General features: G+C 70.8%; 17 protein-coding genes. 5 read left to right on the top strand and 12 right to left on the bottom strand.

Annotation, left to right across the window (positions count from 1 at the left end):
* Positions 1-5: 5 nt before the first annotated feature.
* From IG62_RS0120270 to IG62_RS0120240, 7 genes are all read right to left on the bottom strand, one after another.
* Positions 6-1040, bottom strand: a complete 1035-nt coding sequence (locus IG62_RS0120270) for an ABC transporter ATP-binding protein (RefSeq protein WP_030804841.1) — start codon at positions 1038-1040, stop codon at positions 6-8.
* The gene (locus IG62_RS0120265) at positions 1027-2046 is read right to left on the bottom strand and encodes an ABC transporter ATP-binding protein (protein WP_030804838.1); all 1020 of its coding nucleotides are present in this window, start codon (positions 2044-2046) and stop codon (positions 1027-1029) included. Before IG62_RS0120265 ends, IG62_RS0120270 begins: the two co-directional genes overlap by 14 nt.
* 11 nt (positions 2047-2057) lie before the next feature.
* The gene (locus tag IG62_RS0120260; RefSeq protein ID WP_030804835.1) at positions 2058-3047 is read right to left on the bottom strand and encodes an ABC transporter permease; all 990 of its coding nucleotides are present in this window, start codon (positions 3045-3047) and stop codon (positions 2058-2060) included.
* Complete coding sequence (locus tag IG62_RS0120255) at positions 3040-3963, bottom strand: ABC transporter permease (protein WP_030804832.1); 924 nt, start codon at positions 3961-3963, stop codon at positions 3040-3042. The genes IG62_RS0120260 and IG62_RS0120255 overlap by 8 nt, the downstream gene beginning before the upstream one ends.
* A 24-nt stretch (positions 3964-3987) precedes the next feature.
* Complete coding sequence (locus IG62_RS0120250; protein ID WP_030804829.1) at positions 3988-5601, bottom strand: peptide ABC transporter substrate-binding protein; 1614 nt, start codon at positions 5599-5601, stop codon at positions 3988-3990.
* A gap of 231 nt (positions 5602-5832) precedes the next feature.
* Entirely contained in the window at positions 5833-7737 is a 1905-nt protein-coding gene (typA, locus tag IG62_RS0120245; RefSeq protein ID WP_030804826.1) for a translational GTPase TypA, read from the bottom strand.
* Between the two features lie 204 nt (positions 7738-7941).
* The gene (locus IG62_RS0120240) at positions 7942-10341 is read right to left on the bottom strand and encodes an ABC transporter family substrate-binding protein (protein WP_030804823.1); all 2400 of its coding nucleotides are present in this window, start codon (positions 10339-10341) and stop codon (positions 7942-7944) included.
* A 407-nt stretch (positions 10342-10748) separates the two neighbouring features.
* Here IG62_RS0120240 and IG62_RS0120235 point away from each other — a divergent pair, with 407 nt between their 5' ends.
* The 5 genes from IG62_RS0120235 (at position 10749) to IG62_RS43285 (ending at position 16087) form a co-directional block, all read left to right on the top strand.
* Positions 10749-11048, top strand: a complete 300-nt coding sequence (locus IG62_RS0120235) for a hypothetical protein (protein WP_030804820.1) — start codon at positions 10749-10751, stop codon at positions 11046-11048.
* Between the two features lie 102 nt (positions 11049-11150).
* Positions 11151-11978 (top strand): hypothetical protein, encoded by an 828-nt coding sequence (locus IG62_RS0120230; RefSeq protein ID WP_030804817.1) that lies wholly within the window; start codon positions 11151-11153, stop codon positions 11976-11978.
* 88 nt (positions 11979-12066) lie between these two features.
* Complete coding sequence (locus IG62_RS0120225; RefSeq protein WP_030804814.1) at positions 12067-14034, top strand: fumarate reductase/succinate dehydrogenase flavoprotein subunit; 1968 nt, start codon at positions 12067-12069, stop codon at positions 14032-14034.
* Positions 14031-14849 (top strand): succinate dehydrogenase/fumarate reductase iron-sulfur subunit, encoded by an 819-nt coding sequence (locus IG62_RS0120220; RefSeq protein WP_420711085.1) that lies wholly within the window; start codon positions 14031-14033, stop codon positions 14847-14849. Before IG62_RS0120225 ends, IG62_RS0120220 begins: the two co-directional genes overlap by 4 nt.
* A 506-nt stretch (positions 14850-15355) precedes the next feature.
* On the top strand, positions 15356-16087 hold the full coding sequence (locus IG62_RS43285) for an amidohydrolase family protein (RefSeq protein WP_234326635.1): 732 nt from the start codon (positions 15356-15358) through the stop codon (positions 16085-16087).
* A gap of 32 nt (positions 16088-16119) precedes the next feature.
* Here the strand turns inward: IG62_RS43285 and IG62_RS0120210 are convergent, their stop codons facing one another.
* The 5 genes from IG62_RS0120210 to IG62_RS0120190 all read right to left on the bottom strand — a co-directional run bounded on the left by IG62_RS0120210 (position 16120) and on the right by IG62_RS0120190 (position 22451).
* Positions 16120-18795, bottom strand: a complete 2676-nt coding sequence (locus tag IG62_RS0120210; RefSeq protein WP_234326640.1) for a SpoIIE family protein phosphatase — start codon at positions 18793-18795, stop codon at positions 16120-16122.
* Positions 18796-18966: 171 nt separating this feature from the next.
* Positions 18967-19428, bottom strand: a complete 462-nt coding sequence (locus IG62_RS0120205) for an ATP-binding protein (RefSeq protein WP_030804805.1) — start codon at positions 19426-19428, stop codon at positions 18967-18969.
* 363 nt (positions 19429-19791) lie between these two features.
* On the bottom strand, positions 19792-20217 hold the full coding sequence (locus IG62_RS0120200; protein ID WP_199812501.1) for a (deoxy)nucleoside triphosphate pyrophosphohydrolase: 426 nt from the start codon (positions 20215-20217) through the stop codon (positions 19792-19794).
* A 50-nt stretch (positions 20218-20267) separates the two neighbouring features.
* A complete protein-coding gene (locus IG62_RS0120195) occupies positions 20268-20447 on the bottom strand; it encodes an SPOR domain-containing protein (protein ID WP_030804798.1) in 180 nt (59 codons plus the stop codon).
* A 282-nt stretch (positions 20448-20729) separates the two neighbouring features.
* Positions 20730-22451 carry an APC family permease gene (locus IG62_RS0120190; protein ID WP_030804796.1) on the bottom strand — a complete coding sequence of 574 codons (1722 nt, stop codon included), beginning with the start codon at positions 22449-22451 and terminating at the stop codon, positions 20730-20732.
* Positions 22452-22936: the final 485 nt, after the last annotated feature.

Genomic DNA, 22936 nt, shown 5'->3' with positions numbered 1-22936 from the left:
ACCGGCTACTCGCTCGGCACGACGTGCCGCTCCTCCGCGAAGTGGCAGGCCGACGCGTGGTGGGCGGGTCCGGTCGACTCCCGGAATGCCGGCGGGACGTCGAGCGGCGGGACGACCTCGGCGCACAGCGGGCGGGCCTTCCAGCAGCGGGTGCGGAAGGGGCAGCCGGACGGCGGGTCGGCCGGTGAGGGGACGTCCCCGCTGAGCAGGATGCGGTCGCGGTGGACGCGGGCCTCCGGGTCGGGGACGGGGACGGCGGAGAGCAGGGCCTGGGTGTAGGGGTGGGTGGGGTGGTCGTAGATCTGCTCGTCGGTGCCGGTCTCGGCGATCCGGCCCAGGTACATCACCGCGATCCGGTCGGAGATGTGCCGGACGACGGACAGGTCGTGCGCGATGAAGACGTAGGAGAGGTCGAACTCGTCCTGCAACTGCTCCAGCAGGTTGACTACTTGGGCCTGCACGGAGACGTCCAGCGCGGAGACCGGTTCGTCGGCGACGATGATCTCCGGGCGCAGCGCCAGACCGCGGGCGATGCCGATGCGCTGGCGCTGGCCGCCGGAGAACTGGTGCGGGTACCGGTTGACGAACTCCGGGTTGAGGCCGACGACGTCGAGGAGTTCCTGGACCCGGCGGCGGCGGTCCCCCTTGGGGGCGGCCTCCGGGTGGATCTCGTACGGTTCGCCGATGATGTCGCCGACCGTCATCCGGGGGTTGAGGGAGGTATAGGGGTCCTGGAAGACCATCTGGATGTTGCGGCGCACGGCGGTGAGGGCGCGGCCCGAGAGTGCGGTGATGTCCTCGCCCCGGTACCGGATCTGACCGGACGTCGGGCGTTCCAGGCCGACCAGCAGCCGGGCGAGGGTGGACTTCCCGCACCCCGATTCGCCGACCACGCCGAGCGTTTCGCCCTTCCGGAGCTCGAAGGAGACCCCGTCGACGGCCTTGACCGCACCGATCTGCTTCCGGAAGAGCACGCCCTGGGTGAGCGGGAAGTGCTTGACCAGGTCGCGCACTTCGAGGAGGGGTTCACCGGGCGCCATCGAGGGTCTCCTTCCAGAAGTGGCAGGCGCTGGCCCGGCCGGGGCCGGCCTCGTACAGCGGCGGCGGGTCGGTGCGGCAGACGTCCTGGGCCAGCGGGCAGCGCGGGTGGAAGGGGCAGCCCGGTGGGATGGCGGTCAGGCTGGGCGGCAGTCCCTTGATGGCGTGCAGCCGGCGGCCCTTGTGATCCAGCCGCGGGATGGACTCCAGCAGTCCGCGGGTGTACGGGTGGGCGGGCACGCGGTAGAGGGCGTGGACGGGCGCGGTCTCGACGATCCGGCCCGCGTACATCACCGCGATGGTGTCGGCGACGTCCGCGACCACCCCGAGGTCGTGGGTGATCAGGATCAGTCCCATGGTGAGCTCGCGCTGCAGCTCGGCGAGCAGGTCCATCACCTGGGCCTGGACGGTGACGTCGAGTGCGGTGGTCGGCTCGTCGGCGATGATCAGGTCGGGGCCGAGGGCCAGCGCCATGGCGATCATGATGCGCTGGCGCATCCCGCCGGAGAACTGGTGCGGGTAGTCGCCCACCCGCTGCCGGGCGGCGGGGATGCCGACCCGCTCCATCAGCTCCACGGCCCGGCCGCGGGCCTCCTTGCGGGAGGTGCCCTCGTGGACCTTGAACATCTCGGCGAGCTGGGCCCCGACGCTGAGGACCGGGTTCAGCGCGGACAGCGCGTCCTGGAAGATCATCGCCATCTTGGCGCCGCGGATCCGGCGCCGCTCCTCCCTGCGCAGGGTCAGCAGGTCGCGGCCGTGGAAGAGCACCTGGCCGCCGGTCACCCGGCCGGGCGGGGAGTCGAGGATGCCCATCACGGCCTGGGCGGTGACGGACTTGCCGGAGCCGGACTCGCCGAGCACCGCCAGGGTCTCCCCCGGCGCCACGCGGTAGCTGACGCCGTTGACCGCGTGCGCCACCCCGTCCCGGGTCCGGAACTCCACCTTCAGGTCCCGTACGTCCAGCAGGGCCGTCCCGCCGCCCTCCCCGTTCCGCCCGTCGTTCGTCATCTGCCGTCTCCTCAGCGCAGCTTGGGGTCGAGGGCGTCGCGGACCGCGTCGCCGAGCATGATGAAGGCCAGGACGGTGATGCTCAGCGCGCCGGCGGGCCACAGCAGCATGTGCGGGGCGCTGCGGATGTAGGTGGAGGCCGTGGAGATGTCGATGCCCCAGGAGACGGTCGGCGGCTTCAGGCCCGCGCCCAGGTAGGACAGCGTCGCCTCCAGCGCGATGTACGTACCGAGCGCGATGGTGGCGACGACGATGACCGGCGCCACCGCGTTGGGCGCGATGTGCCGCAGCAGCAGCCGCCCGTTGCCGGCACCCAGCGCCCGCGCGGCCTGTACGTAATCGTTCTGCTTCGCGGTGACGACCGAGCCGCGGGCGATCCGGGAGACCTGCGGCCAGCCGAGCAGCACGATGAAGCCGACCACCGGCCAAACGGTGGTGCTGGTGACGACGGAGAGGAAGACCAGTCCGCCGAGGATCACCGGGATGCCGAAGAAGATGTCGGCGAGCCGGGAGAGCAGGGTGTCGCCCCAGCCGCCGAAGAACCCGGCCAGCCCGCCGAGCAGGCTGCCGAGCAGCGCCGCGCCGGTGGTGGCGCAGACGCCGACGGTGATGGAGGCCCGGGCGCCGTAGACCACCCGGGTGTAGACGTCCCGGCCCTGGGTGTCGAAGCCGAACGGGTGGCCGGGCTGGGAGCCCTGCTGCGCCTTGGCGAGGTCGGCGCGGTACGGGTTGCCGGTGGCGATCAGCTGCGGCCAGATCGCGATGACCACCAGGAAGACGATGACCAGCGCGGAGAGCACGAAGACCGGGTTGCGGCGCAGATCGTGCCAGGCGTCGCTCCACAGGCTGCGGGGTTTACCGACGGGGGCGCCGGGCGGGCCGGCGGACGGCGGTGCGGCGGACGGCCGGCGCTCCAGCGACTCCGCCTCGCCGATGGCCAGCGCGGCGGTACCGCCGTCGCCGTGGCCGATGGCTTCCTTGGGGACGTAGGACTCAGGCATAGCGGATCCTCGGGTCGAGGACGGCGTACAGCAGGTCGACGAGGAGGTTGGCGAGCAGGAAGACCAGGACCAGGATCGTCACGAAGCCCACCACGGTCGGCGAGTTCTGCCGCAGGATGCCCTGGTAGAGCTGGAATCCGACGCCGTGGATGTTGAAGATCCGCTCGGTGACGATCGCGCCGCCCATCAGGGCGCCGATGTCGGTGCCGATGAAGGTGACGACCGGGATCAGCGAATTGCGCAGCAGGTGGCGGGTGATGACGCGGTGCCGGGGCAGGCCCTTGGCGAGCGCGGTGCGGACGTAGTCGGCGCGGACGTTCTCGGCGATGGAGGTACGGGTCAGCCGGGTCACGTAGGCGAGCGAGACCAGGGCCAGCACCAGTCCGGGCAGCAGCAGTTCGTTCAGCGGTGCCTCCGGGGATACGGACGGCGCCGCCCAGGCCCAGCGCACGCCGAACACGAACTGCAGCAGATAGCCGCTGACGAACGTCGGGACGGACACCACGACCAGCGACAGCAGCAGCACGCTGGTGTCGATGCCCCGGCCGCGCCGCAGCCCGCTGAACACCCCCAGCGTGATGCCCACGAGCATTTCCAGCACGATGGCGATCAGGGTCAGCCGGAGCGTCACGGGAAAGGCGGACGCCATGAGTTCGGTGACCGACTGCCCGTTGAACGCGGTGCCGAAATTCCCCTGGAAGATCTGGCCCATGTAGTGCAGGTACTGCTTTCCCAGTGGCTGGTCGAGATAGAGGTCGCGGCGGATCTGCGCGGCGGTGGCGGGGTCCGGCGCCCGGTCGCCGAACATCGCCGCGACCGGGTCGCCCAGGGCGTACACCATGAAGAAGATGAGGAAGGTGCTGCCGATGAACACCGGGATCATCTGCAGCAGCCGCCGGACCACATAACGTCCCATGCGCGCCCCGCCTCTCTCGTCCTGTCAGTTGACCGTGATGGCGTTGTAGACCGGCACGCTGAACGGATTCAGCGAGACATGGCTGATCCGTTCCGAATAGCCGCCGCTGCCGTTCTGGTACCACAGCGGGATCGCCGGCATCTGCTGCGCGAGGATCTTCTCCGCGTCCTGGAAGGTCGCCACGGCCTTCGCCCGGTCCGTCGCGGCGTTCGCCTCGTTCACCAGCTTGTCGAACCGCTTGTCGCTGAACTTTCCGTCGTTCGCGGAGCCGTTGGTGTAGTACAGCGGCTGCAGGAAGTTCTGGATCAGCGGGTAGTCCATCTGCCAGCCGGCCCGGAACGGCCCGTTCATCGCCTGTGCCGAAATCTTGTTCCGGAAGTCGGCGAACGTCCCGACCGGATCGCCCACACAGGCCCGGTCGTTGCCCAGTGAACGGTTGATGCTGTTGCAGATCGCGTCGATCCAGTCCTTGTGCGACCCGGTGTCCGCGTTGTACGCGAGGGTCATCCGGCCGCCCGGCAGCCCCCCGCCCTCCTTGATCAGCTGCCGCGCCTTCACCGGGTCGAACTCGCAGGCCGCACCGCACAGCCCGGCCCGGTAGCCGCCGTCCGCGCCCAGCACGGGCGAGGTCCAGTCGGTCGCCGGGGTGCGGGTGTTCTCGAAGATCTCCTTGGTGATCTGCTTCCGGTCGATGGCCATCGACAATCCCCGCCGGACCTTGTCCGATCCCGGCCGCGACCATTCCTTCCGGTACATCGGAAAGGTGAGCGTCTGAATGATCCCGGCCGGCTGGTTGATATAGCGGCCACCCAGGTCCGATTTCACATGCCGCAGCTGCGCGGCCGGCACATCGTCCACCAGGTCCAGATTCCCCGCCTGCAGATCCGTATAGGCGGTGTTGTTGTCCGTGTAGACCCGGAGATCGATCCCCCCGTTGCGCGCCGGATCACTGCCCGGGTACTTCTGCCATTTCCGCATCCGCAGCACGGACCCCTTCTCGTAGGAGTCCACCAGATACGGCCCGTTCCCCACCGGTTTTTGCAGCCAGCCGTCGTGGTCGCTGAAGAACGCCCGGGGCAGCGGCATGAACGCGGAATAGCCAAGGGTGTCCGGCCAGCTGGAGAATTTCTGGTTCAGCCGGACGGTGAAGGTCTTGTCGTCCTTGACCACCAGCCCGGACAGCGTCCGGGCGGTGGGCTTCCCGTTCTCCGGGTGCACCCGGTCGAAGCCGTCGATGTACTGGAAGAACGGCGCGTTCTTCTGCCTGTTGCCGATGAACGCGCCGTAATTCCAGGCGTCGACAAAGGACTTGGCGGTGACCTTCTCCCCGTTGCTGAAGGTCCAGCCCGGTTTCAGGGTCACCGTGAAGTTCTGCGAATCCGCCGTCTCGATCCGCTCCGCGAGCACGTTCTCCGCCGCGCCGGTCGTCGGGTTGTAGCGCTTGAGCCCCCGGAACAGCATTTCCAGGACCTTCCCGCCCTGGACCTCATTGGTGTTCGCCGGCTCCAGCGGGTTCTGCGGATCCCCCCAGGAAGCGCTGACCACACCGGCCTGGCCGGCGCTTCCGCCGCCACAGGCCGTGGCCGCCAGCGCGACGGCCGCGAGGAGGGCGCCGGCGCGTGCACGCACCACCCGCATGACGCCTCCTCAGGTCCGCGATCAAGCCTAGGCACATGAGATCGCAAACCGGGACGTACCGCACGTCAGCGGCGGCCATCGCTACTCCGATTGGCCACCCTCTTCCGTAGTGGGAAAGCGAAAAGGCCGGTGGGGGTGCACGTGAATGATCACGTGCACCCCCACCGGCCTCAATTCACCCACTCACGGGAGGGGCCGCGGCGCTGCGCCCGAGTACGTGGGGAGTGGACCTCAGCGCTTCGCGCGCGACGCGGTGCGGCCGCGCTCCTTCTGGTCCAGGACGACCTTGCGGATGCGCACGGCCTCCGGGGTCACCTCGACGCACTCGTCGTCGCGGCAGAACTCCAGGGACTGCTCCAGCGACAGCTTGCGCGGCGGCACGATCGCCTCGAAGGAGTCGGCGGAGGAGGAGCGCATGTTGGTGAGCTTCTTCTCCTTGGTGATGTTGACGTCCATGTCGTCGGCGCGGGAGTTCTCGCCGACGATCATGCCCTCGTACACCTCGGTGCCCGGGTCGGTGAAGAGCACACCGCGCTCCTGGAGGTTCGTCATCGCGAAGGCGGTGACGGAACCGGCGCGGTCGGCCACCAGGGAGCCGTTGTTACGGGTGGTCAGCGTGCCGAACCACGGCTCGTGACCCTCGTGGATGGAGTGCGCGATACCGGTGCCGCGGGTGTTGGTGAGGAACTCCGTACGGAAGCCGATCAGACCGCGGGACGGGACGACGAACTCCATCCGGACCCAGCCCGAGCCGTGGTTGGACATGTTGTCCATTCGGCCCTTGCGGACACCCATGAGCTGGGTGACGGCGCCCATGTGCTCCTCGGGCACGTCGATGGTCATGCGCTCGACGGGCTCGTAGGTCTTGCCGTCGACCTGCTTGGTGACGACCTGCGGCTTGCCGATGGTCATCTCGAAGCCCTCGCGGCGCATCTGCTCGACCAGGATGGCCAGCGCCAGCTCACCGCGGCCCTGCACCTCCCAGGCGTCGGGGCGCTCGGTGTCCAGCACGCGCAGCGAGACGTTACCGATCAGCTCGCGCTCCAGACGGTCCTTGACCTGGCGGGCGGTGACCTTGCGGTCCTTGACCGCGGCCTTGGCGTCCGCGCCCTTGCCCGTGCCGCCGCGGCCGACCAGCGGCGAGGTGTTCGTACCGATGGTCATGGAGATCGCGGGCTCGTCGACCGTGATCAGCGGCAGCGCGATCGGGTTCTCCGGGTCGGCCAGCGTCTCGCCGATCATGATGTCGGGGATACCGGCGACCGCGCAGATGTCGCCCGGGCCGGCCTTCTCGGCGGGCTTGCGGGTGAGCGCCTCGGTCATCATCAGCTCGGTGATGCGGACGTTGGAGATCGAGCCGTCGCGCTTGATCCAGGCGACGTTCTGGCCCTTGCGCAGCTCGCCCTGCTCGACGCGGAGCAGCGCGATGCGGCCGAGGAAGTTGTCCGCGTCGAGGTTGGTGACGTGCGCCTGCAGCGGGGCGGTCTCGTCGTACTCGGGCGCGGGGACGTGCTCCAGCAGCGTGGTGAAGAACGGCTCCAGGTTGGTGCTGTCGGCCGGGACCGTGCCGTCCTCCGGCTTGGTCAGCGAGGCGACGCCGTCCCGGGCGCAGGCGTAGACGATCGGGAACTCGATCTGGTCCTCGTCCGCGTCGAGGTCGAGGAAGAGGTCGTAGGTCTCGTTGACGACCTCGTCGATGCGGGAGTCCGGGCGGTCGGTCTTGTTGATGCACAGGATGACCGGCATCCGGGCCGCGAGGGCCTTGCGGAGCACGAAGCGGGTCTGCGGCAGCGGACCCTCGGAGGCGTCGACCAGCAGGACGACCGCGTCGACCATCGACAGGCCGCGCTCGACCTCACCGCCGAAGTCGGCGTGGCCGGGGGTGTCGATGATGTTGATCGTGATGGGCTCCCCGCCGTCCTTGGGGTGATACTTCACCGCCGTGTTCTTGGCGAGGATCGTGATGCCCTTCTCACGCTCCAGGTCGTTGGAGTCCATCATCCGGTCGTCGAGCTTCTCGGCGGCGTGCTCGGCGAACGCGCCGGCCTGCTTCAGCATGGCGTCGACGAGGGTCGTCTTGCCGTGGTCGACGTGGGCGACGATGGCTACATTACGAATGTCGTGGCGCGTGGGCACTAGCGGTGCTTCTCCCGGAATCGTGGATGGCAGCGCGTACGGACCGGTACGCGCGCCCGCCGGGCATGAAGACGCCACGGCCTCACCCCATGGTACGGGGCTGGGGCGACAAAGGCCGCCCCAGCCCGTACACAGCACCGCTGACCTGCGCTTCCCTTTCGAAAAGAGGGGTTGCGCGGGGTCTGTCCGGGGTCTTCCCGGGTCTTATTTCCGGTAGCCGATGTCCTGGAAGCGCGGAGTGGCGAAGCCGAAGGCGCCGACGTTGGCGAGCGACTTCTTCGTGGCCACCAGCTCGGGCCGCTGGTAGAGCGGGATCGAGCCGGCGGCGGCCCAGATCCGGGCGTCGGCCTGCTCCACGAGCGTGCGCGCGGAGTCCTCGTCCAGCTCGGAGGCGGCCTGGTCGAAGAGCTGGTCGATGTGGTCGGTGCCGACCCGGGTGTAGTTCTGCTCGACGGTCAGCGAGCCGTCCGGCGCGGGCTGCGGCTTGGCGTAGATCGGCCGGGCGTCGGTGGCCGGGTAGGCGGTGCCGGGCCAGGAGTACAGCGCCAGGTCGTAGTCGCCGGAGGCCACGTGGTCCTGGAAGTAGCTGGCGTCGGAGACCCGCTGGAGGGAGGTCTGCACGCCGATCTTGGCAAGCATCGCGGCGATCCGGCTGCCCACGGTGCGCAGCTGCTCGGAGGCCGCGCCGTCGGGGAGCACGAAGCGCAGGGTGAGCGGCTTGCCGTCCTTCTTGACGGCGAGGCCGCCGTTTCGCCGGCCGGCCTTGTCGCCGGCCGGCGGGGCGGCGGCGAGCGGGGCGTCGTAGGAGCGCGGGACGGCGGCGTGCTCGGCACCGGGGTGGCCGCCGGATCCGGGCAGGTCGTGGCCCTGTCCGGTCTCGATCACCTCGGCGGCGCTCAGCGCCTGTGCGGCGCTCTTCTTGTACCGCTTGTACTTGGCGTAGGCGTCGGAGTCGGTGTCGCCGTCGGAGTCCTCCTTCTCGGCGGCGGCCGCGTCCTTGTAGAAGGCGGCGCTCTGCCGCAGCAGGGCGGCCTGCTGGACCTCGGAGCCGACCGCGCCGGTGAAGGACAGCGGGGCCTTTGCCGCGGCGGGCCGGGCGCCCTCCCCGTGGTCACCCTTGGCGGGCCGGACGGCCTGGGCGGGGACCGGGCGGCCGGGGTTGCGGCCGTCGGCGGCACCGTCGGCGTCCGGGTCGTAGCCCCCCTCGTCGCCGTCCCCGTCGTCCGCGCGGTCGTCGGAGCGCTCGTCCTCGTCCTCGTCGCCGTAGTCGCGGGCGCCGAGCCAGCCGCCGGGCGCGGGGGCGCCGGCCTTCTCGCCGGCCTGCTGGTGGCCGGCACCGTCGGGCTTCCAGCCGGCGTCGGCGAGCAGCGCCTTGGCGGCGCCGGCATCCTGGTCACCGAGCGCGTCGCTGTGGTCCTCGTAGCCCGGCTGCCCGGCCATCAGCAGATGGCTGCCGAGCGGCTTGGACGGCAGGTCGAGCGGCTTCAGTACGGTGTCGGCGAGGGCCTGCCGGTCGATGGCGCGGGCCACCGCGCGGCGCACCCGGTCGTCGGCCAGCGGGCCGCTGCTGCCGTTGAGGGCGAGCTGGGTGTAGGCGGGTTCCAGGGCCTTGTGGATGACGTAGCGGCGCAGCGCCTTGCTCCCGGCGGCGGCCCTGGTGCCGGAGCCGGCCGCCCGGCCGGGCTGTGGGCCCGCGTTGCCGTCCGCCTTTCCGGCCGCCTCGACCCGCTTGGCGGCGGTCTGGTCGACCGCGGCGACGTCGATGGAGCCGTCGGCCAGTGCCGCGGCCCGCTTGTCCGCCGGCAGCGCCTGCAGCACGATCTTGGCCAGCTTGGCGCGGGCGCCCCACCACGAGGGGTTGCGGACCAGGACGACCCGCCCCTCGTCGGCGTCGCGCTTCTGCACCAGGAAGGGGCCGGCGCCGACCTCGAGCCGCTCGCGCACCCCGTCGTTGAAGGCGTTGGGGTTGCCCATCACGCTCCGCGGGTAGAGCGGGGTGAACAGTGAGCGCCAGTCGGCGTAGGGGCGGGCGAAGGTGACCTTGACCTCGTGGGCGCCGGCGCCCTGTTCGACCTTGCCGATCCGGTCGTAACCGGCGTTGCGGGCGGTCCAGAACGCGTTGTTCTTGCCGCGGAGCGCGGTCCACTGGGCGATGAAGTCCGCGGCGGTGATCGGCTTGCCGTCGCTCCACCGCGCCTTGGGATTGATCTTGTACGTGACGACCTGCTTGGGGTCGCGGGCGCTGACGTCGGCGGCGTCGAGGTAGTCGGCGTTGCGCTGCGGGGTGCCGTTGGCGTCGACGGTGAACATGCTGGGCAGCACCGCGCCGGTGATGCGGGCGGTGGTGGCGTCGGCGTCGGCCTGGAAGGCGTTGAAGGTGCCGGGCATCGCGTCGACGGCCCAGCGCAGGGTGCCGCCGTCCTTGAGCTCGCTGCGCGGCGCCGGGGCGATGTCCTGGGACGCCTCGGCGGACGCCTCCCGGTCGTCGCTGCTGCATCCGGCCAGGGCTGGCAGGGGGAGCAGCACCCCCGCCGCGACGAGGGCGGCACAGCGGCGTCTGCGGCCCGCCGTGCGGCGGCCTGAGGGGTGGTCGTGGTCGGTCATGACGGTTACCTCCGGGCTCGCCCGCGCCGCGCCGAGCACCGCGCTGGTGCTGACCGGCGCACCACGTTCGGCCGACTTTGCGGCTCATCACATCTATGGCATCCCTACTGAAGGCGACCGGAGACGGACCGGCATCCCGACACGGCGACCGCCCCGCCAAGGCCACCCGACCGGGCCAACATCAGGCCCGTACGGCGGAGTGGGAGCCGGCGCTCAAGGGGGGCGCGCAGGGCGCGACCTCCGCCGTTTCCCGCAATGGCGTTCGACCCCCGTCGTGACGCATGGGTTCCGAAACGCACCGGTTCGAGTCGTAGTGGCGTTGGACCCCTTCCCAAGCCCTACTGTGACGCGCGACACTCTCGGGCGCATGAGATCGCCCAGCACACCTTCAAAAGTGAGGGCACGTTATGTCCCTTCAGGACGAATTGACGGCGGTTGAACGCAACCTGGACGACCTGGTCCGGTCGGTGGGCAGACTCGAGGTGCGGCTCGGCGGCGGCCTGGACATCCGCCGGGTCCGGAGCGACACCGACCACCTGCGGCAGAGCCTCGCCCTGCTCAAGCAGAGCGCGGCCGGCGGACCGGCCGCCCGCGGGCAGGCCGTCGCGGCCGAGATGGTCACGATCTCCGACGCGCCCTACAACTCCGCGCTGTGGGCCGGCGCCGACGACGAGGGCCTCGGGTCGAGACACGGGCACGCCCCCTGACGGACCGAGCCGCAGGAGGAGACCTCCCCCCGGGCACCATCCCGTCCGCCCCTCATCCCGCCCCGCCGCGCCCCGACGGAGCGCCCTTCACGGAGACCGACGTTGGCCACTGGCACCGAACCCACCTCACCAACGGGCACGACCGGCGTGCACACCCCGTCGCGCGCCGCCATCCCGGCCCGCCATCTGCGGACCGACCGCTGGTGGCTGGCACCGGCCACCACCGCCGCGGGACTGCTCGCGTTCATCGTCTACTCGACCTGGCGGGCGTTCGCGAACGCCGACTACTACAGCGCGCCCTACGTCTCGCCGTTCTACTCGCCGTGCCTGGCGGAGAACTGCCACACCATGCGCGGCGGGCCCAACTGGGAGATCTTCGGGAGCTGGTGGGGCCTGTCCCCCGCGCTGCTCATCCTGATCTTCCCGCTGGGCTTCCGGCTCACCTGCTACTACTACCGCAAGGCCTACTACCGGGGCTTCTGGGCCTCGCCGCCGGCCTGTGCGGTCGCCGAGCCGCACAAGAAGTACACCGGCGAGACCCGGTTCCCGCTGATCCTGCAGAACATCCACCGCTACTTCTTCTACTTCGCGGTGCTGGTGGCCGGCGTGCTGACCTACGACACCGTGCTCACCTTCCGCGACGAGCACTACGCCTGGGGCCACATGGGCCTGGGCAGCCTGGTGTTCCTCGCCAACATCGTGCTGATCTGGGCGTACACCCTCTCCTGCCACTCCTGCCGGCACATCGTCGGCGGCCGGCTGCGGCACTTCTCCAAGCACCCGGTGCGCTACCGGCTCTGGGGCTGGATCGGCAAGCTCAACGAGCGGCACATGCTGCTCGCCTGGTCGTCGCTGATCAGCGTGGCGCTGGCGGACTTCTACGTCTTCCTGCTGGCCAGCGGGGCGTTCGCGGACCCGCGCTTCTTCTGACGCGGCGCGCCTCGAACCCGTACCCCTCCCCTCTCCCTCAACAACTCCTGTTCCTACGACAGTTCTCCAAGGAAGGTTGTGCCCCCCGATGGCGCATGTGGACCGGCAGACATGGGACGTGGTCGTGGTGGGCGCGGGCGGCGCCGGGCTGCGCGCCGCCATCGAGGCCCGCGAGGCAGGCATGCGGACGGCCGTGATCTGCAAGTCCCTGTTCGGCAAGGCCCATACGGTGATGGCCGAGGGCGGTATCGCGGCCAGCATGGGCAACGCCAACGAGCACGACAACTGGCAGGTCCACTTCCGCGACACCATGCGCGGCGGGAAGTTCCTCAACCACTGGCGGATGGCCGAGCTGCACGCCCGGGAGGCGCCGGACCGGGTCTGGGAACTGGAGACCTGGGGCGCGCTGTTCGACCGGACGCCCGACGGCCGGATCTCCCAGCGCAACTTCGGCGGCCATGAGTACCCGCGCCTGGCGCACGTCGGCGACCGCACCGGCCTGGAGCTGATCCGCACCCTCCAGCAGAAGATCGTCTCGCTGCAGCAGGAGGACGAGAAGGAGTTCGGCGCGTACGACGCCCGGCTGAAGGTCTTCCAGGAGTGCACGGTCACCCGGGTCCTCACGGAGTCGAAGAGCGGCTCCGCCACGGGCTCCGGCAAGGTGTCCGGCACCTTCTGCTACGAGCGGGAGTCCGGCCGGTTCTTCGTGCTGGAGGCGCCCGCGGTGGTGCTGGCCACCGGAGGCATCGGCAAGTCCTTCAAGGTGACGTCGAACTCCTGGGAGTACACCGGCGACGGGCACGCGCTGGCGCTGCTGGCCGGGGCGCCCCTGATCAACATGGAGTTCGTGCAGTTCCACCCGACCGGCATGGTCTGGCCGCCGTCGGTCAAGGGCATCCTGGTCACCGAATCGGTGCGCGGTGACGGCGGCGTGCTGCGCAACAGCGACGGCAAGCGCTTCATGTTCGGCTACATCCCGGACGTCTTCAAGGAGAAGTACGCCGAGACCGAGGACGAGGGCGACCGCTGGTACGAGGACCCGGACCACAACCGCCGCCCGCCGGAGCTGCTGCCCCGCGACGAGGTCGCCCGGGCCATCAACGCCGAGGTCAAGGCGGGCCGCGGCTCCCCGCACGGCGGCGTCTTCCTGGACGTCTCGACCCGGATGCCGGCCGAGGTGATCAAGCGCCGGCTGCCGTCGATGCACCACCAGTTCAAGGAGCTGGCGGACGTCGACATCACGGCGGAGCCGATGGAGGTCGGGCCGACCTGCCACTACGTGATGGGCGGGGTGGACGTGGACCCCGACACCGCGGCGGCGACCGGCGTACCGGGGCTGTTCGCCGCCGGTGAGGTGGCCGGCGGCATGCACGGCTCCAACCGCCTGGGCGGCAATTCCCTCTCCGACCTGCTGGTCTTCGGCCGCCGGGCGGGTCTGTACGCGGCCGAGTACGTGACCGGGCTGACCGCGCGGCCGGCGGCCGATCCGCTGCAGATCGACGCGGCGGAGGCGGAGGCGCTCCGTCCGTTCAGCGCCGAGGGCGAGGAGCGGGAGGGCGCCGCCGACCGCGGCCCGGCGGAGAACCCGTACACCCTGCACCAGGAGCTCCAGCAGGCGATGAACGACCTGGTCGGCATCATCCGCAAGGAGAGCGAGATGTTCGAGGCGCTCAAGCGGCTGGCCGATCTGCGGGTGCGGGCCCGGCGGGCCGGCGTCGAGGGCCACCGGCAGTACAACCCGGGCTGGCACCTGGCCATCGACCTGCGGAACATGCTGCTGGTCAGCGAGTGCGTGGCGCGGGCGGCGCTGGAGCGCGAGGAGAGCCGCGGCGGGCACACCCGCGACGACCACCCGGCGATGGACCGGAGCTGGCGCAACATCAACCTCGTCTGCGAACTGGCCGATCCGCAGGGCGACGCCCGGGCCGCGGACCCGTCGCTGGGCCAGATCCGGCTGGCCCGGCGGGAAACCCCGCCGATCCGCCGCGACCTGCTGGAGCTGTTCGAGAAGGACGAGCTGGCGAAGTACCTGACCGACGAGGAGCTGACCCGGTGACCGAGCAGCAGACAGCGCAGCACGTGGCGGAGCAGCCGGGAGCGTCCGGCGCCTACCAGGCGCACTTCCGGGTGTGGCGGGGCGACACGGACGGCGGGGCGCTTTCGGACTTCACGGTCGAGGTGCACGAGGGCGAGGTGGTCCTCGACATCATCCACCGGCTGCAGGCCACCCAGGCCCCGGACCTCGCGGTCCGCTGGAACTGCAAGGCGGGCAAGTGCGGTTCGTGCAGCGCGGAGATCAACGGCCGGCCGCGGCTGATGTGCATGACCCGGATGTCGGTGTTCGAGCGTACGGAGACGATCACGGTGACGCCGATGCGGGCGTTCCCGGTGGTGCGTGACCTGGTCACCGACGTGTCCTTCAACTACGCCAAGGCCCGGGAGATCCCGGCGTTCGTGCCGCCGCCGGAGCTGGGGCCGGGCGAGTACCGCATGCAGCAGGAGGACGTGGGCCGCTCGCAGGAGTTCCGCAAGTGCATCGAGTGCTTCCTGTGCCAGGACACCTGCCATGTGGTCCGTGACCACGAGGAGAACAAGGCGGCGTTCGCCGGTCCGCGGTTCCTGATGCGGATCGCCGAGCTGGACATGCATCCGCTGGACGCGGCGCCGGAGTCCGGCATCGACCGCAAGCGCACCGCGCAGGACGAGCACGGGCTGGGCTACTGCAACATCACCAAGTGCTGCACCGAGGTCTGCCCCGAGCACATCAAGATCACCGACAATGCGCTGATCCCGCTCAAGGAACGCGCAGCGGACCGGAAGTACGACCCGCTGGTGTGGCTCGGGAACAAGATCCGGCGGCGCACCGAATGACCACCGCACGGCCGGACCCGCCCGCCCCGCAGGCCCGACATGTCCACCCAACTGCCGTTACGTAGCCGCTTACTGACGAGCATCAAATGGCTTGATCCCGCCTCCCGGCGCGCTCTCGTCCACGCGGTATAAAAACGGAATGAATCTTCCGAAACCGAGCCGGCGGCGGGTCCTCGCCGGTATCGGCGGCGTGCCGCTGGCGGCCGCGGCGGGGGTACCGGCGCGCGGCCGGGAGCGTCCCGGAAGACCGGCGGAGGCGCCGGGCGGCAGACGGACGACCCTGCTGCGCGGCGCCGACCTCGTACTGACCATGGACCCGGAACTCGGCGACGGCCCGCTGGGCACACTGGAGGACGGCGTCGACGTCCTGCTCCAGGACGGCGCGATCGCCGCGGTTGGCCGGAGGCTCGACGCGCCCGGCGGCGCCCGGATCATGGACGCCGGCGGGAAACTCGTCCCTGGACCCGCTGCCGCTGGCCTCCGCGCAGGTGTCGGTGCACGCCGGGATGTCCGCCCGCAAGGAGCTGCGGCAGTTCCACGAGCTCGCCCGGGACCTCGGGGTGATGCTCAACTCGCACGTCCTGGAACACCGCGACGACCGCAAGCACGACCCGATCCGCTCGCTGCGCGAGGCCGGTGCGTTCGGCCCGGACCTGCTGATGAACCACGCGATCCACCTCACCGACGAGGAGATCGCGCTGACCGGCGCACACGACGTCCGGGTCGCCCACTGCCCGCTCAGCAACATGCGGCTGGCGTCCGGCATCATGCCGCTGCCGGCCCTGCACCGGCACGGCGTACGGGCCGGGCTGGGGCACGACGGCGGCACCAACGACACCTCGGACATGTTCAACGTGATGAAGGCGGCGGTCGGCCTCCAGCGGGCCCGGCACGAGGACGCGTCGGTCCACCCGACGATCCCGGCGGTGCTGCGGATGGCGACGCTGGGCGGCGCAGAGTGCCTCGGCATGGCGGACCGGGTCGGGTCGCTGACACCGGGCAAGCGCGCCGACGTCGTCGTCCTGGACCCCGGCACGCTCAACTTCGCCCCGCGCTTCGACTGGACCAGCCAGATCGTGCTCAACGGCCAGCCGCCGAACGTCAGCGAGGTCTTCGTCGACGGCCACCTCCGCAAACACCGGGGCCGGCTGGTCCACGTCGACCCGTCCCACGTCGTCCACGAGGCGGAACGCGCGGCGGCACGCGTACGACGGGGGCGGCCTGACGGGGCGGTGTGAGGGGACGGCGTGAGGGGCCGTGTACACCCGCCTCAGAAGAGGCTCAGCAAGGCCTCCGTCGGGTCGGGTGCGGTGGACTCGCCGTCGGGCAGGGCGAGTTCGAACCAGACCGTCTTGCCGCGTGGCGTACGGCGGCTGCCCCAGCCCTCGCTCAGCAGACCGACGAGCTGCAGCCCGCGGCCGCCCTCGTCGGTGTCACGGGCACGGCGGCGGCGCGGCTGGGCGAGGTCGGCGTCCCAGACCTCACAGACCAGCGTGCGGTCCAGCAGCAGCCGCAGCCGGATCTCGCCGTGGCCGTGCCGGAGCGCATTGGTGACCAGCTCGCTGACCAGCAGTTCCGTGGTGTCGACCAGGCCCGCGAGGCCCCAGTCCGTCAGCTGGTCGCGGGCCAGTTCGCGGGCCCGGGCCACCGAGCGGGCCTCCGGCGCGAGGCTCCAGTCGCCCACCGCGTCCTTGGGCAGCCCGTGCACCCGCGCCATCAGCAGCGCGATGTCGTCCTCGCCGTGCGAGGTGTCCAGGGCGCTGAGCACGTGGTCGCAGGCGTCCTCCAGCGGGCGGTCGGCGCCCGACAGCGCCCGGCGGAACGCCTGCAGCCCCTCGTCCAGGGGGTGTTCGCGGGACTCGACCAGTCCGTCGGTGTACAGCGCGAGCAGCGCCCCGTCCGGCAGCTCGACCTCGATCTCCTCGAACGGTTCGCCGCCCACCCCCAGCGGCATCCCCGGCGGTACGTCGAGCAGCAGCGCGTCCTCGCCCTCCTCGACGAGCACGGGCGGCAGGTGCCCGGCGTTGGCGAACGTGGCGCGCCGGGTGACCGGGTCGTAGACGGCGTAGACGCAGGTGGCGAGGTAGACCTCGGAGAGGTCGGCGGTGCGGGCGGAGCGCCTCGGCTCCGGGGCGGAGGCGGCGGTGCCCGAACGGCCGCGCGGGCCCCGGGCCTCGGTCCGGCCGTCGCCGTTGCCGCCGAGCCCGCGGGCGATCTCGTCGAGTGCGGAGAGCACCTCGGCCGGTTCCAGGTCCAGCAGCGCCAGGGTGCGTACGGCGGTGCGCAGTTCGCCCATGGCCACGGCGGCGCGCAGTCCGCGGCCCATGACGTCGCCGACGACCAACGCGGTGCGGTGCCCGGGGAGTTCGATGACGTCGAACCAGTCGCCGCCGACCTCGGTGGCGGTGGTGCCGGGCAGGTAGCGGCAGGCGATGTCGAGGCCGGCCGCCTCCGGGTCGCCCGGGGGGAGCAGACTGCGCTGCAATATCAGGGCGCGTTCGTGTTCGCGGCGGTAGAGGCGGGCGTTGTCGATGCAGACCGCGGCGCGCGCGGCGAGTTCGACGGCGAGTGCGGTGTCGCGTTCGCCGAACGGTTCGCTGCCCTTCGTACGGGAGAACTGCACCAGGCCCACGACGGTGTCCCGGGCGACCATCGGGACGGCGAGGGTGGAGTGCACCACGGCGCCCAGCTCCGGCCCGTCGTCGCTCTCCCGGCCGGGGATGATCTGCGCCTGGGCGGTCCGCAGGGCGCCGGCGCAGGGGGAGTTGAACGGGTAGCGGTGGACGGCGCCGACCGCGACCGGGCCGGGTGCGTCCGGCGGCTCGCAGCAGGGGGCCCCGGCGAGCGGGGCGTCGGAGACGGCGCTGGCGAAGGCGACCCGGCGGAGCTCGGCGCTGCCGTCGCTGGTGCCGGGCGGGGCCTCGTCGCCGGACAGCAGGCCCTGGTAGAGGTCCACGGAGGCCAGGTCGCAGAACTGCGGGACGGCGACGTCGAGGAGGGTGCGGGCGGTGGTCTCCAGGTCGAGGGAGTTGCCTATCCGGGCACCGGCCTCGTTCAGCAGGGCGAGGTTGCGGCGGGCGTTGGCGGCCTCGCGCTCGGCCCGGCGCCGGCCGGTGACGTCGGCGGCGAGCGCGGCGACGCCGATGGGGCGGCCGCTGGCGCCGTGCAGCCGGTAGAGCGAGATCGACCAGCGGCGGCGCTCGTCCTCGCCGGGCACCGCGCCGACCAGCTGCATCTCGGTGACCGGTTCGCCGGTGTCCAGGACGCGGCGCAGTGCAACGGTCATCCGCTCGGCCTCGGGGCGGGGCAGGAAGTCGTGCGGGGTGCAGCCGCGGTACTTGCTCGCCGGGCCGCCGAAGACCGTGGCGAAGCGTTCGTTGACGCGCAGCAGCTTCAGGTCCGTGCCGAACAGGGTGAAGCCCATGGGAGATTGACCGAAAACGGCCTGCGAGGCGGCGAGGTCGGTCTCGATGCCGCGCAGGGCCCGGACGTCCACCACGACGCAGACCGCGGCGCGTTCACCCTCTTCGGTGCGGGAGGGCATGACGTAGATCTCGGCGAGCCCGTCGGCCGGTCCGTCCTCGTTCCGGCGGTAGGGCACCAGGCCGGTCCACTCCCGGCCGTCGAGTATCTCGGAGACCTTGCGGCGGCCGGTTTCCCGCAACTCGCTGGGTACGAAGGCCGTTACGGGGTCCTTGCCGAGGGCGTAGCGGGCGGGGATGCCCAGCATCTGCTCGGCGCGCTCGCTCCACTGGTCGATGCGGCCGTCGGGTCCGAGGGAGAAGGAGGCCACCCGGATGTAGTCGTAGATCGATCCGGGGCGGCTGCTCTGCCAGACGGGCGGGCCCTGCGGTTCGCGCGCGTGCGAACGGGCACCTGGGTCACCGGGGCCGTCCGCACCGCCCTGACCGTCGGCCTGCGCGGGTTCTGCCCCGCCAGATGTCATCTCGCTCACGAGCCCCGTCCCCTCCAGCTCATCGTGCCCGGACCGGACCAACCTGAGTATCCAGTACCTCGGCTATCCGGAACACGGTCTTCACGATCACAGCACAGTCTCGATCGCAGGCCATCGACAATATGTCGATGAAATGGCAACGATCAGGACCCCACCTGTCTCCTAACCAGCCACCGACAGCTCGAACCACACTGTCTTGCCACTCTTTCCGCGCCGGGTCCCCCAGCGCCGCGAACTGCAGGCGACCAGCTGCAATCCGCGTCCCCCCTCGTCGTCGGGGGCGGCGGTGCGCTCCTGCGGCGGGTCGGGCAGCGGATCGGAGACCTCGACCAGCAGCTCGCCGGCGCTCAGCAGGACCATGCGCACCCCGATCGGTCCGGTGGCATGGCGCAGGGAGTTGGTGACGAGCTCGCTGACGAGGAGTACGGCCATGTCGGCGGCGCCGTTCAGGCCCCAGTCGTTGAGCACCCGGCGGACGGCGGTGCGGGCGGTGCGTACGGCGCCCGGATCGGCCGGGAAGCTCCATTCGGCGATCGGTGAACCGGTGACCCTGCCGCGCTTGCGGGCGGGGCCGGTGCCGGGTGCCGGGTCGCCTTCCGCTGCGCTGTCGCTCACGCCGATCACATCCCAGCCGAGGCATCCCCGTCGGATCACACCGCATTCAAGGGCTCAATCAGGACATACCCGATATCGACGGCGAAGTACCGCCCGCAACCGTGCACTGTGGCACAAATAGCGCATATGACTCCGGTGACGCGGGGATGCCTGGTGGGCGGTCGTGCGTGCGCGGCGGAGGGGCCACGATGCGCCGGGCGTGCGGCCGGCGCACGGACGACCGCACGCCCTCAGGGGGCCGCTCAACGGCGTAACAGCACGGCCCCGGACCACTCAGCGACGCACGGGCACGGACTCGGGCCGCTCAGCGACGTACGGGCACGGACTCGACCCCGGACCGCTCAGCGGCGTACGGGCACGGACTCGGGCCGCTCAGCGGCGTACGCCCGGTATCCCGGCGGCCGTGGCGGCCAGCCGTCGCATCGCCTCGGCGACCGCCGGCCGGTCCTGGTCCAGCCAGTCGACCTGCTCTTCCTCCCCGGGCCGCAGCCAGCGCAGCTCGTCGTGGTCCTGCAGCGGCCGCGGCGCCCCGGACACCAGCCGCGCCGTCCACACCTGGAGGACATAGCCGGGCCGCAGCACCCACTCCCCCGGGATGCGGTCCCCGATCTCGGTCTCGACGCCGAGCTCCTCGCGCAGCTCGCGCTCCAGCGCCCGCTCGGGCGTCTCGCCGTCCTCGACCTTGCCGCCCGGCAGCTCCCAGCGGCCGGCCAGCGCGGGCGGTGCGCTGCGCCGGGCGGCCAGCAGCCGCCCGCCTTCGCACACCGCTCCGCCCACCACTACGCGCACCGTCGTCATGCGCGGCAGCCTACGTCCCCCGTCCTCGTCCCGCTTCTGCGCGGCGTCCCTCAGGTCGTCGCGCGATCGGCCTTCTCGACCACGTAGAGCCGTCGGCTGCCCCGGGTATCGAGCCGGTCGGCCACCCGCTCCGCCTCCGCTCGGGTGGCATAACGGCCCACGCGATACCGGTTGCCGCCTTCGTCCTGGCGGATGACGAGCCAGGGCAGCACGGCTCCGTTGTCGGTCATTGCGCCCCTCCGTCCGCCGGACAGCGCGCCGTGACGCGCCCCTCATGTGCTGATGCCGAAATCGCAATCCGCATATGCCCGAGCGTACGCCCGACCTTTACTCACCGGATATGAAATTACACAAAGAGATACCGAACCGGCCACCCGCGGGCCCCGGCGTACCGAGGCGGCCTGCGAGTGGCCGGTGGGGCCCGAAGGGCTCGGGCGGGCGTGGTGAGGCCCGAAGGGTTCGGGCGGGAGGGAGGGGCGGCCCGGCGCGGGCCGCCCCGAGGGAGGGATCCCTTACGCCCCGACGGGCGCCTTGGTCCCCTCGGCCGCTCCGGTCCCATCGGCCTCTCCGGTCTCGTCCGCCGCGCGGCTCCGGGCCTCGGCGGTGAGCTCGTCCTCGACCGTCACCAGGGACGGGTTGCGCCAGGAGCTGCGCACGCCCCAGTAGTAGAAGGCGAGCGCGATCACGGCGACCAGGAGGATGTCCCAGCCCTCGGGCAGGTAGCCCTTGCCGCCGAAGTCCTTGCCGCCCAGGTACGACACGGCCGCCATGACCAGCAGGTACGCCACCATCCAGGCGCCGGCCTTCAGGTGCGGAAGCAGCCCGGCCCACGGCTTGCGGCCCTGGGTGAGCGGCTTGCCGATCTCGTACCAGGCCCAGACGGGCAGGCCGACGGCCATGATCAGGATGACCTTGCCGGTCAGCGGCCAGCGGCCCCAGTAGAGGACCAGCGAGCCGAAGATCATCGCGATCGGTGCGATGACCGGCATGGCGCGCAGCTTGACCGGGCGCGTGAGGTCCGGCGACAGCCGGCGCAGCGACATCACGGCGACCGGGCCGGTGATGTACGAGATGACCGTGGCGACCGAGACGATCTCGGCCAGCGAGCCCCAGCCGCGGAAGACCGCGAGGAAGAGGAACGCGATCACGAGGTTGAGCAGCAGCGCCGGGCGCGGCACACCGGTCTTCTTGTCCACCTTGCCGAAGACGCCGGGCAGGTGGCCGTTCTCCTGCACGCCCTGGATCATGCGCGAGGTGGTGGCGGCGTAGATCATGCCGGTGCCGGACGGCGAGACGAAGGCGTCCGCGTAGAGCAGCAGCGCGAGCCAGTTCAGGCCCCAGGCCACGGCCAGGTCGGCGAGCGGCGAGTTGAAGCCGAGGCCGGCCCAGCCGCCGTTGGCGCCCAGCTTGTCGCCGGGGACCGCCATCAGGAACGCGACCTGCAGCGCCACGTAGATGACCAGCGCGATGATGATCGACCAGACCACGGCCTTGGGCAGCGACTTGCCGGGGTTGCGGGCCTCGGCGGCGAGGTTCAGCGGGGACTGGAAGCCGTTGTAGGCCCAGACGATGCCGGAGACCGCGACGGCGGTGAAGACCGAGCTCCAGCCGTTGGGGGTGAAGCCGCCGTGGTGCACGATGTTGCTGGTGTCGAAGTGCGCCAGCATCAGGGCGCTGGCGGTCAGCACCGGGACGACGACCTTGAAGACCGTGATCGCGGTGTTGGTCTTCGCGAACAGCGAGATCGCGAACCAGTTGAGGAAGAAGTAGAAGATCAGCAGGATGCTGGCGAGCCCGACGCCGGTGCCGGTCAGCTCCTTGCCGTCGTAGAGCGCCTGCGCCCAGCCGAAGTCCCACGAGCTCATGTACTGGACCGAGGCGGTGGCCTCGCCGGGGATGACCGAAACGATGGCGATCCAGTTCGCCCACGCGGCGAGGTAGCCGGCGAGCGAGCCGTGCGAGTACTGGCCGTAACGGACCATGCCGCCGGCCTTCGGGAACATCGCGCCGAGCTCGGAGTAGGTCAGGGCGATGGTGAGTGCGACCAGCGCGCCGATGATCCAGGCGATGATCGCGGCCGGTCCCGCGATGGCGGCGGCCCGCTCGGCCCCGAAGAGCCAGCCGGAGCCGATGATGGACCCGAGACCAGTGGCGGTCAGGGCGATGGTCCCGAGGGACCGACGGTAATGCGAGTGCGAACCCTGCTCCGCACCCGGGTTTTTCGTCGTGCTCACGTGCTGGTCTCCTGGTCTTCCCCCGTGCCGTGCACAAACTTCGCCATCGTAAGAGCGAATCCGAAGATCGGCTTCCCGCTCTCGGCCAAAACTCCCGCCCAGTTGAGGCTCTGTGAGTTTTCCAACACCAAGATCCGGCCAACGTTTACGTGCATATGCAGACGAAACGGACAGCAGACTTGAGGCCGAAAGTAACTGCGGATCTCGCACAAGCCGTGGCCCATATCGGCCGTCACGCGGGAATCACGAGCCGTGGCCCATATCGGCCGTTCACGCGGGAATCGCGAGCCGTGGCCATATCGGCCGTCACGGGGGAATACCGCCGCCCACCTCGCCGTTGTCGGCCCACAGGGGCGCCCGCAACCCCTACGGGATCTGTTCGACTCCCCCCTAGTACTGCAACCGCATGTGGGGGTTGTGGCCTCGGCGTTGGTAGTGGCAGTGGCGGGCTCGGGCTTGGCTGCGTCTGCGGAAGTGTGACCAGT

This window comes from Streptomyces sp. NRRL S-337 (genome assembly GCF_000720175.1).
In the GTDB taxonomy this organism is placed as follows: domain Bacteria; phylum Actinomycetota; class Actinomycetes; order Streptomycetales; family Streptomycetaceae; genus Streptomyces; species Streptomyces siderophoricus.
The sequence above is the reverse complement of the archived record's forward strand: the minus strand, read 5'-3'. Positions and strand labels throughout refer to the sequence as shown.

Bases quoted from the DNA above. Each gene is read 5' to 3' on its own strand.
- IG62_RS0120270 (WP_030804841.1), bottom strand. From the start codon at position 1,040: ATGGCGCCCGGTGAACCCCTCCTCGAAGTGCGCGACCTGGTCAAGCAC.
- IG62_RS0120265 (WP_030804838.1), bottom strand. From the start codon at position 2,046: ATGACGAACGACGGGCGGAACGGGGAGGGCGGCGGGACGGCCCTGCTG.
- IG62_RS0120260 (WP_030804835.1), bottom strand. From the start codon at position 3,047: ATGCCTGAGTCCTACGTCCCCAAGGAAGCCATCGGCCACGGCGACGGC.
- IG62_RS0120255 (WP_030804832.1), bottom strand. From the start codon at position 3,963: ATGGGACGTTATGTGGTCCGGCGGCTGCTGCAGATGATCCCGGTGTTC.
- IG62_RS0120250 (WP_030804829.1), bottom strand. From the start codon at position 5,601: ATGCGGGTGGTGCGTGCACGCGCCGGCGCCCTCCTCGCGGCCGTCGCG.
- IG62_RS0120240 (WP_030804823.1), bottom strand. From the start codon at position 10,341: ATGACCGACCACGACCACCCCTCAGGCCGCCGCACGGCGGGCCGCAGA.
- IG62_RS0120235 (WP_030804820.1), top strand. From the start codon at position 10,749: ATGTCCCTTCAGGACGAATTGACGGCGGTTGAACGCAACCTGGACGAC.
- IG62_RS0120225 (WP_030804814.1), top strand. From the start codon at position 12,067: ATGGCGCATGTGGACCGGCAGACATGGGACGTGGTCGTGGTGGGCGCG.
- IG62_RS43285 (WP_234326635.1), top strand. From the start codon at position 15,356: ATGTCCGCCCGCAAGGAGCTGCGGCAGTTCCACGAGCTCGCCCGGGAC.
- IG62_RS0120210 (WP_234326640.1), bottom strand. From the start codon at position 18,795: ATGACATCTGGCGGGGCAGAACCCGCGCAGGCCGACGGTCAGGGCGGT.
- IG62_RS0120200 (WP_199812501.1), bottom strand. From the start codon at position 20,217: ATGACGACGGTGCGCGTAGTGGTGGGCGGAGCGGTGTGCGAAGGCGGG.
- IG62_RS0120195 (WP_030804798.1), bottom strand. From the start codon at position 20,447: ATGACCGACAACGGAGCCGTGCTGCCCTGGCTCGTCATCCGCCAGGAC.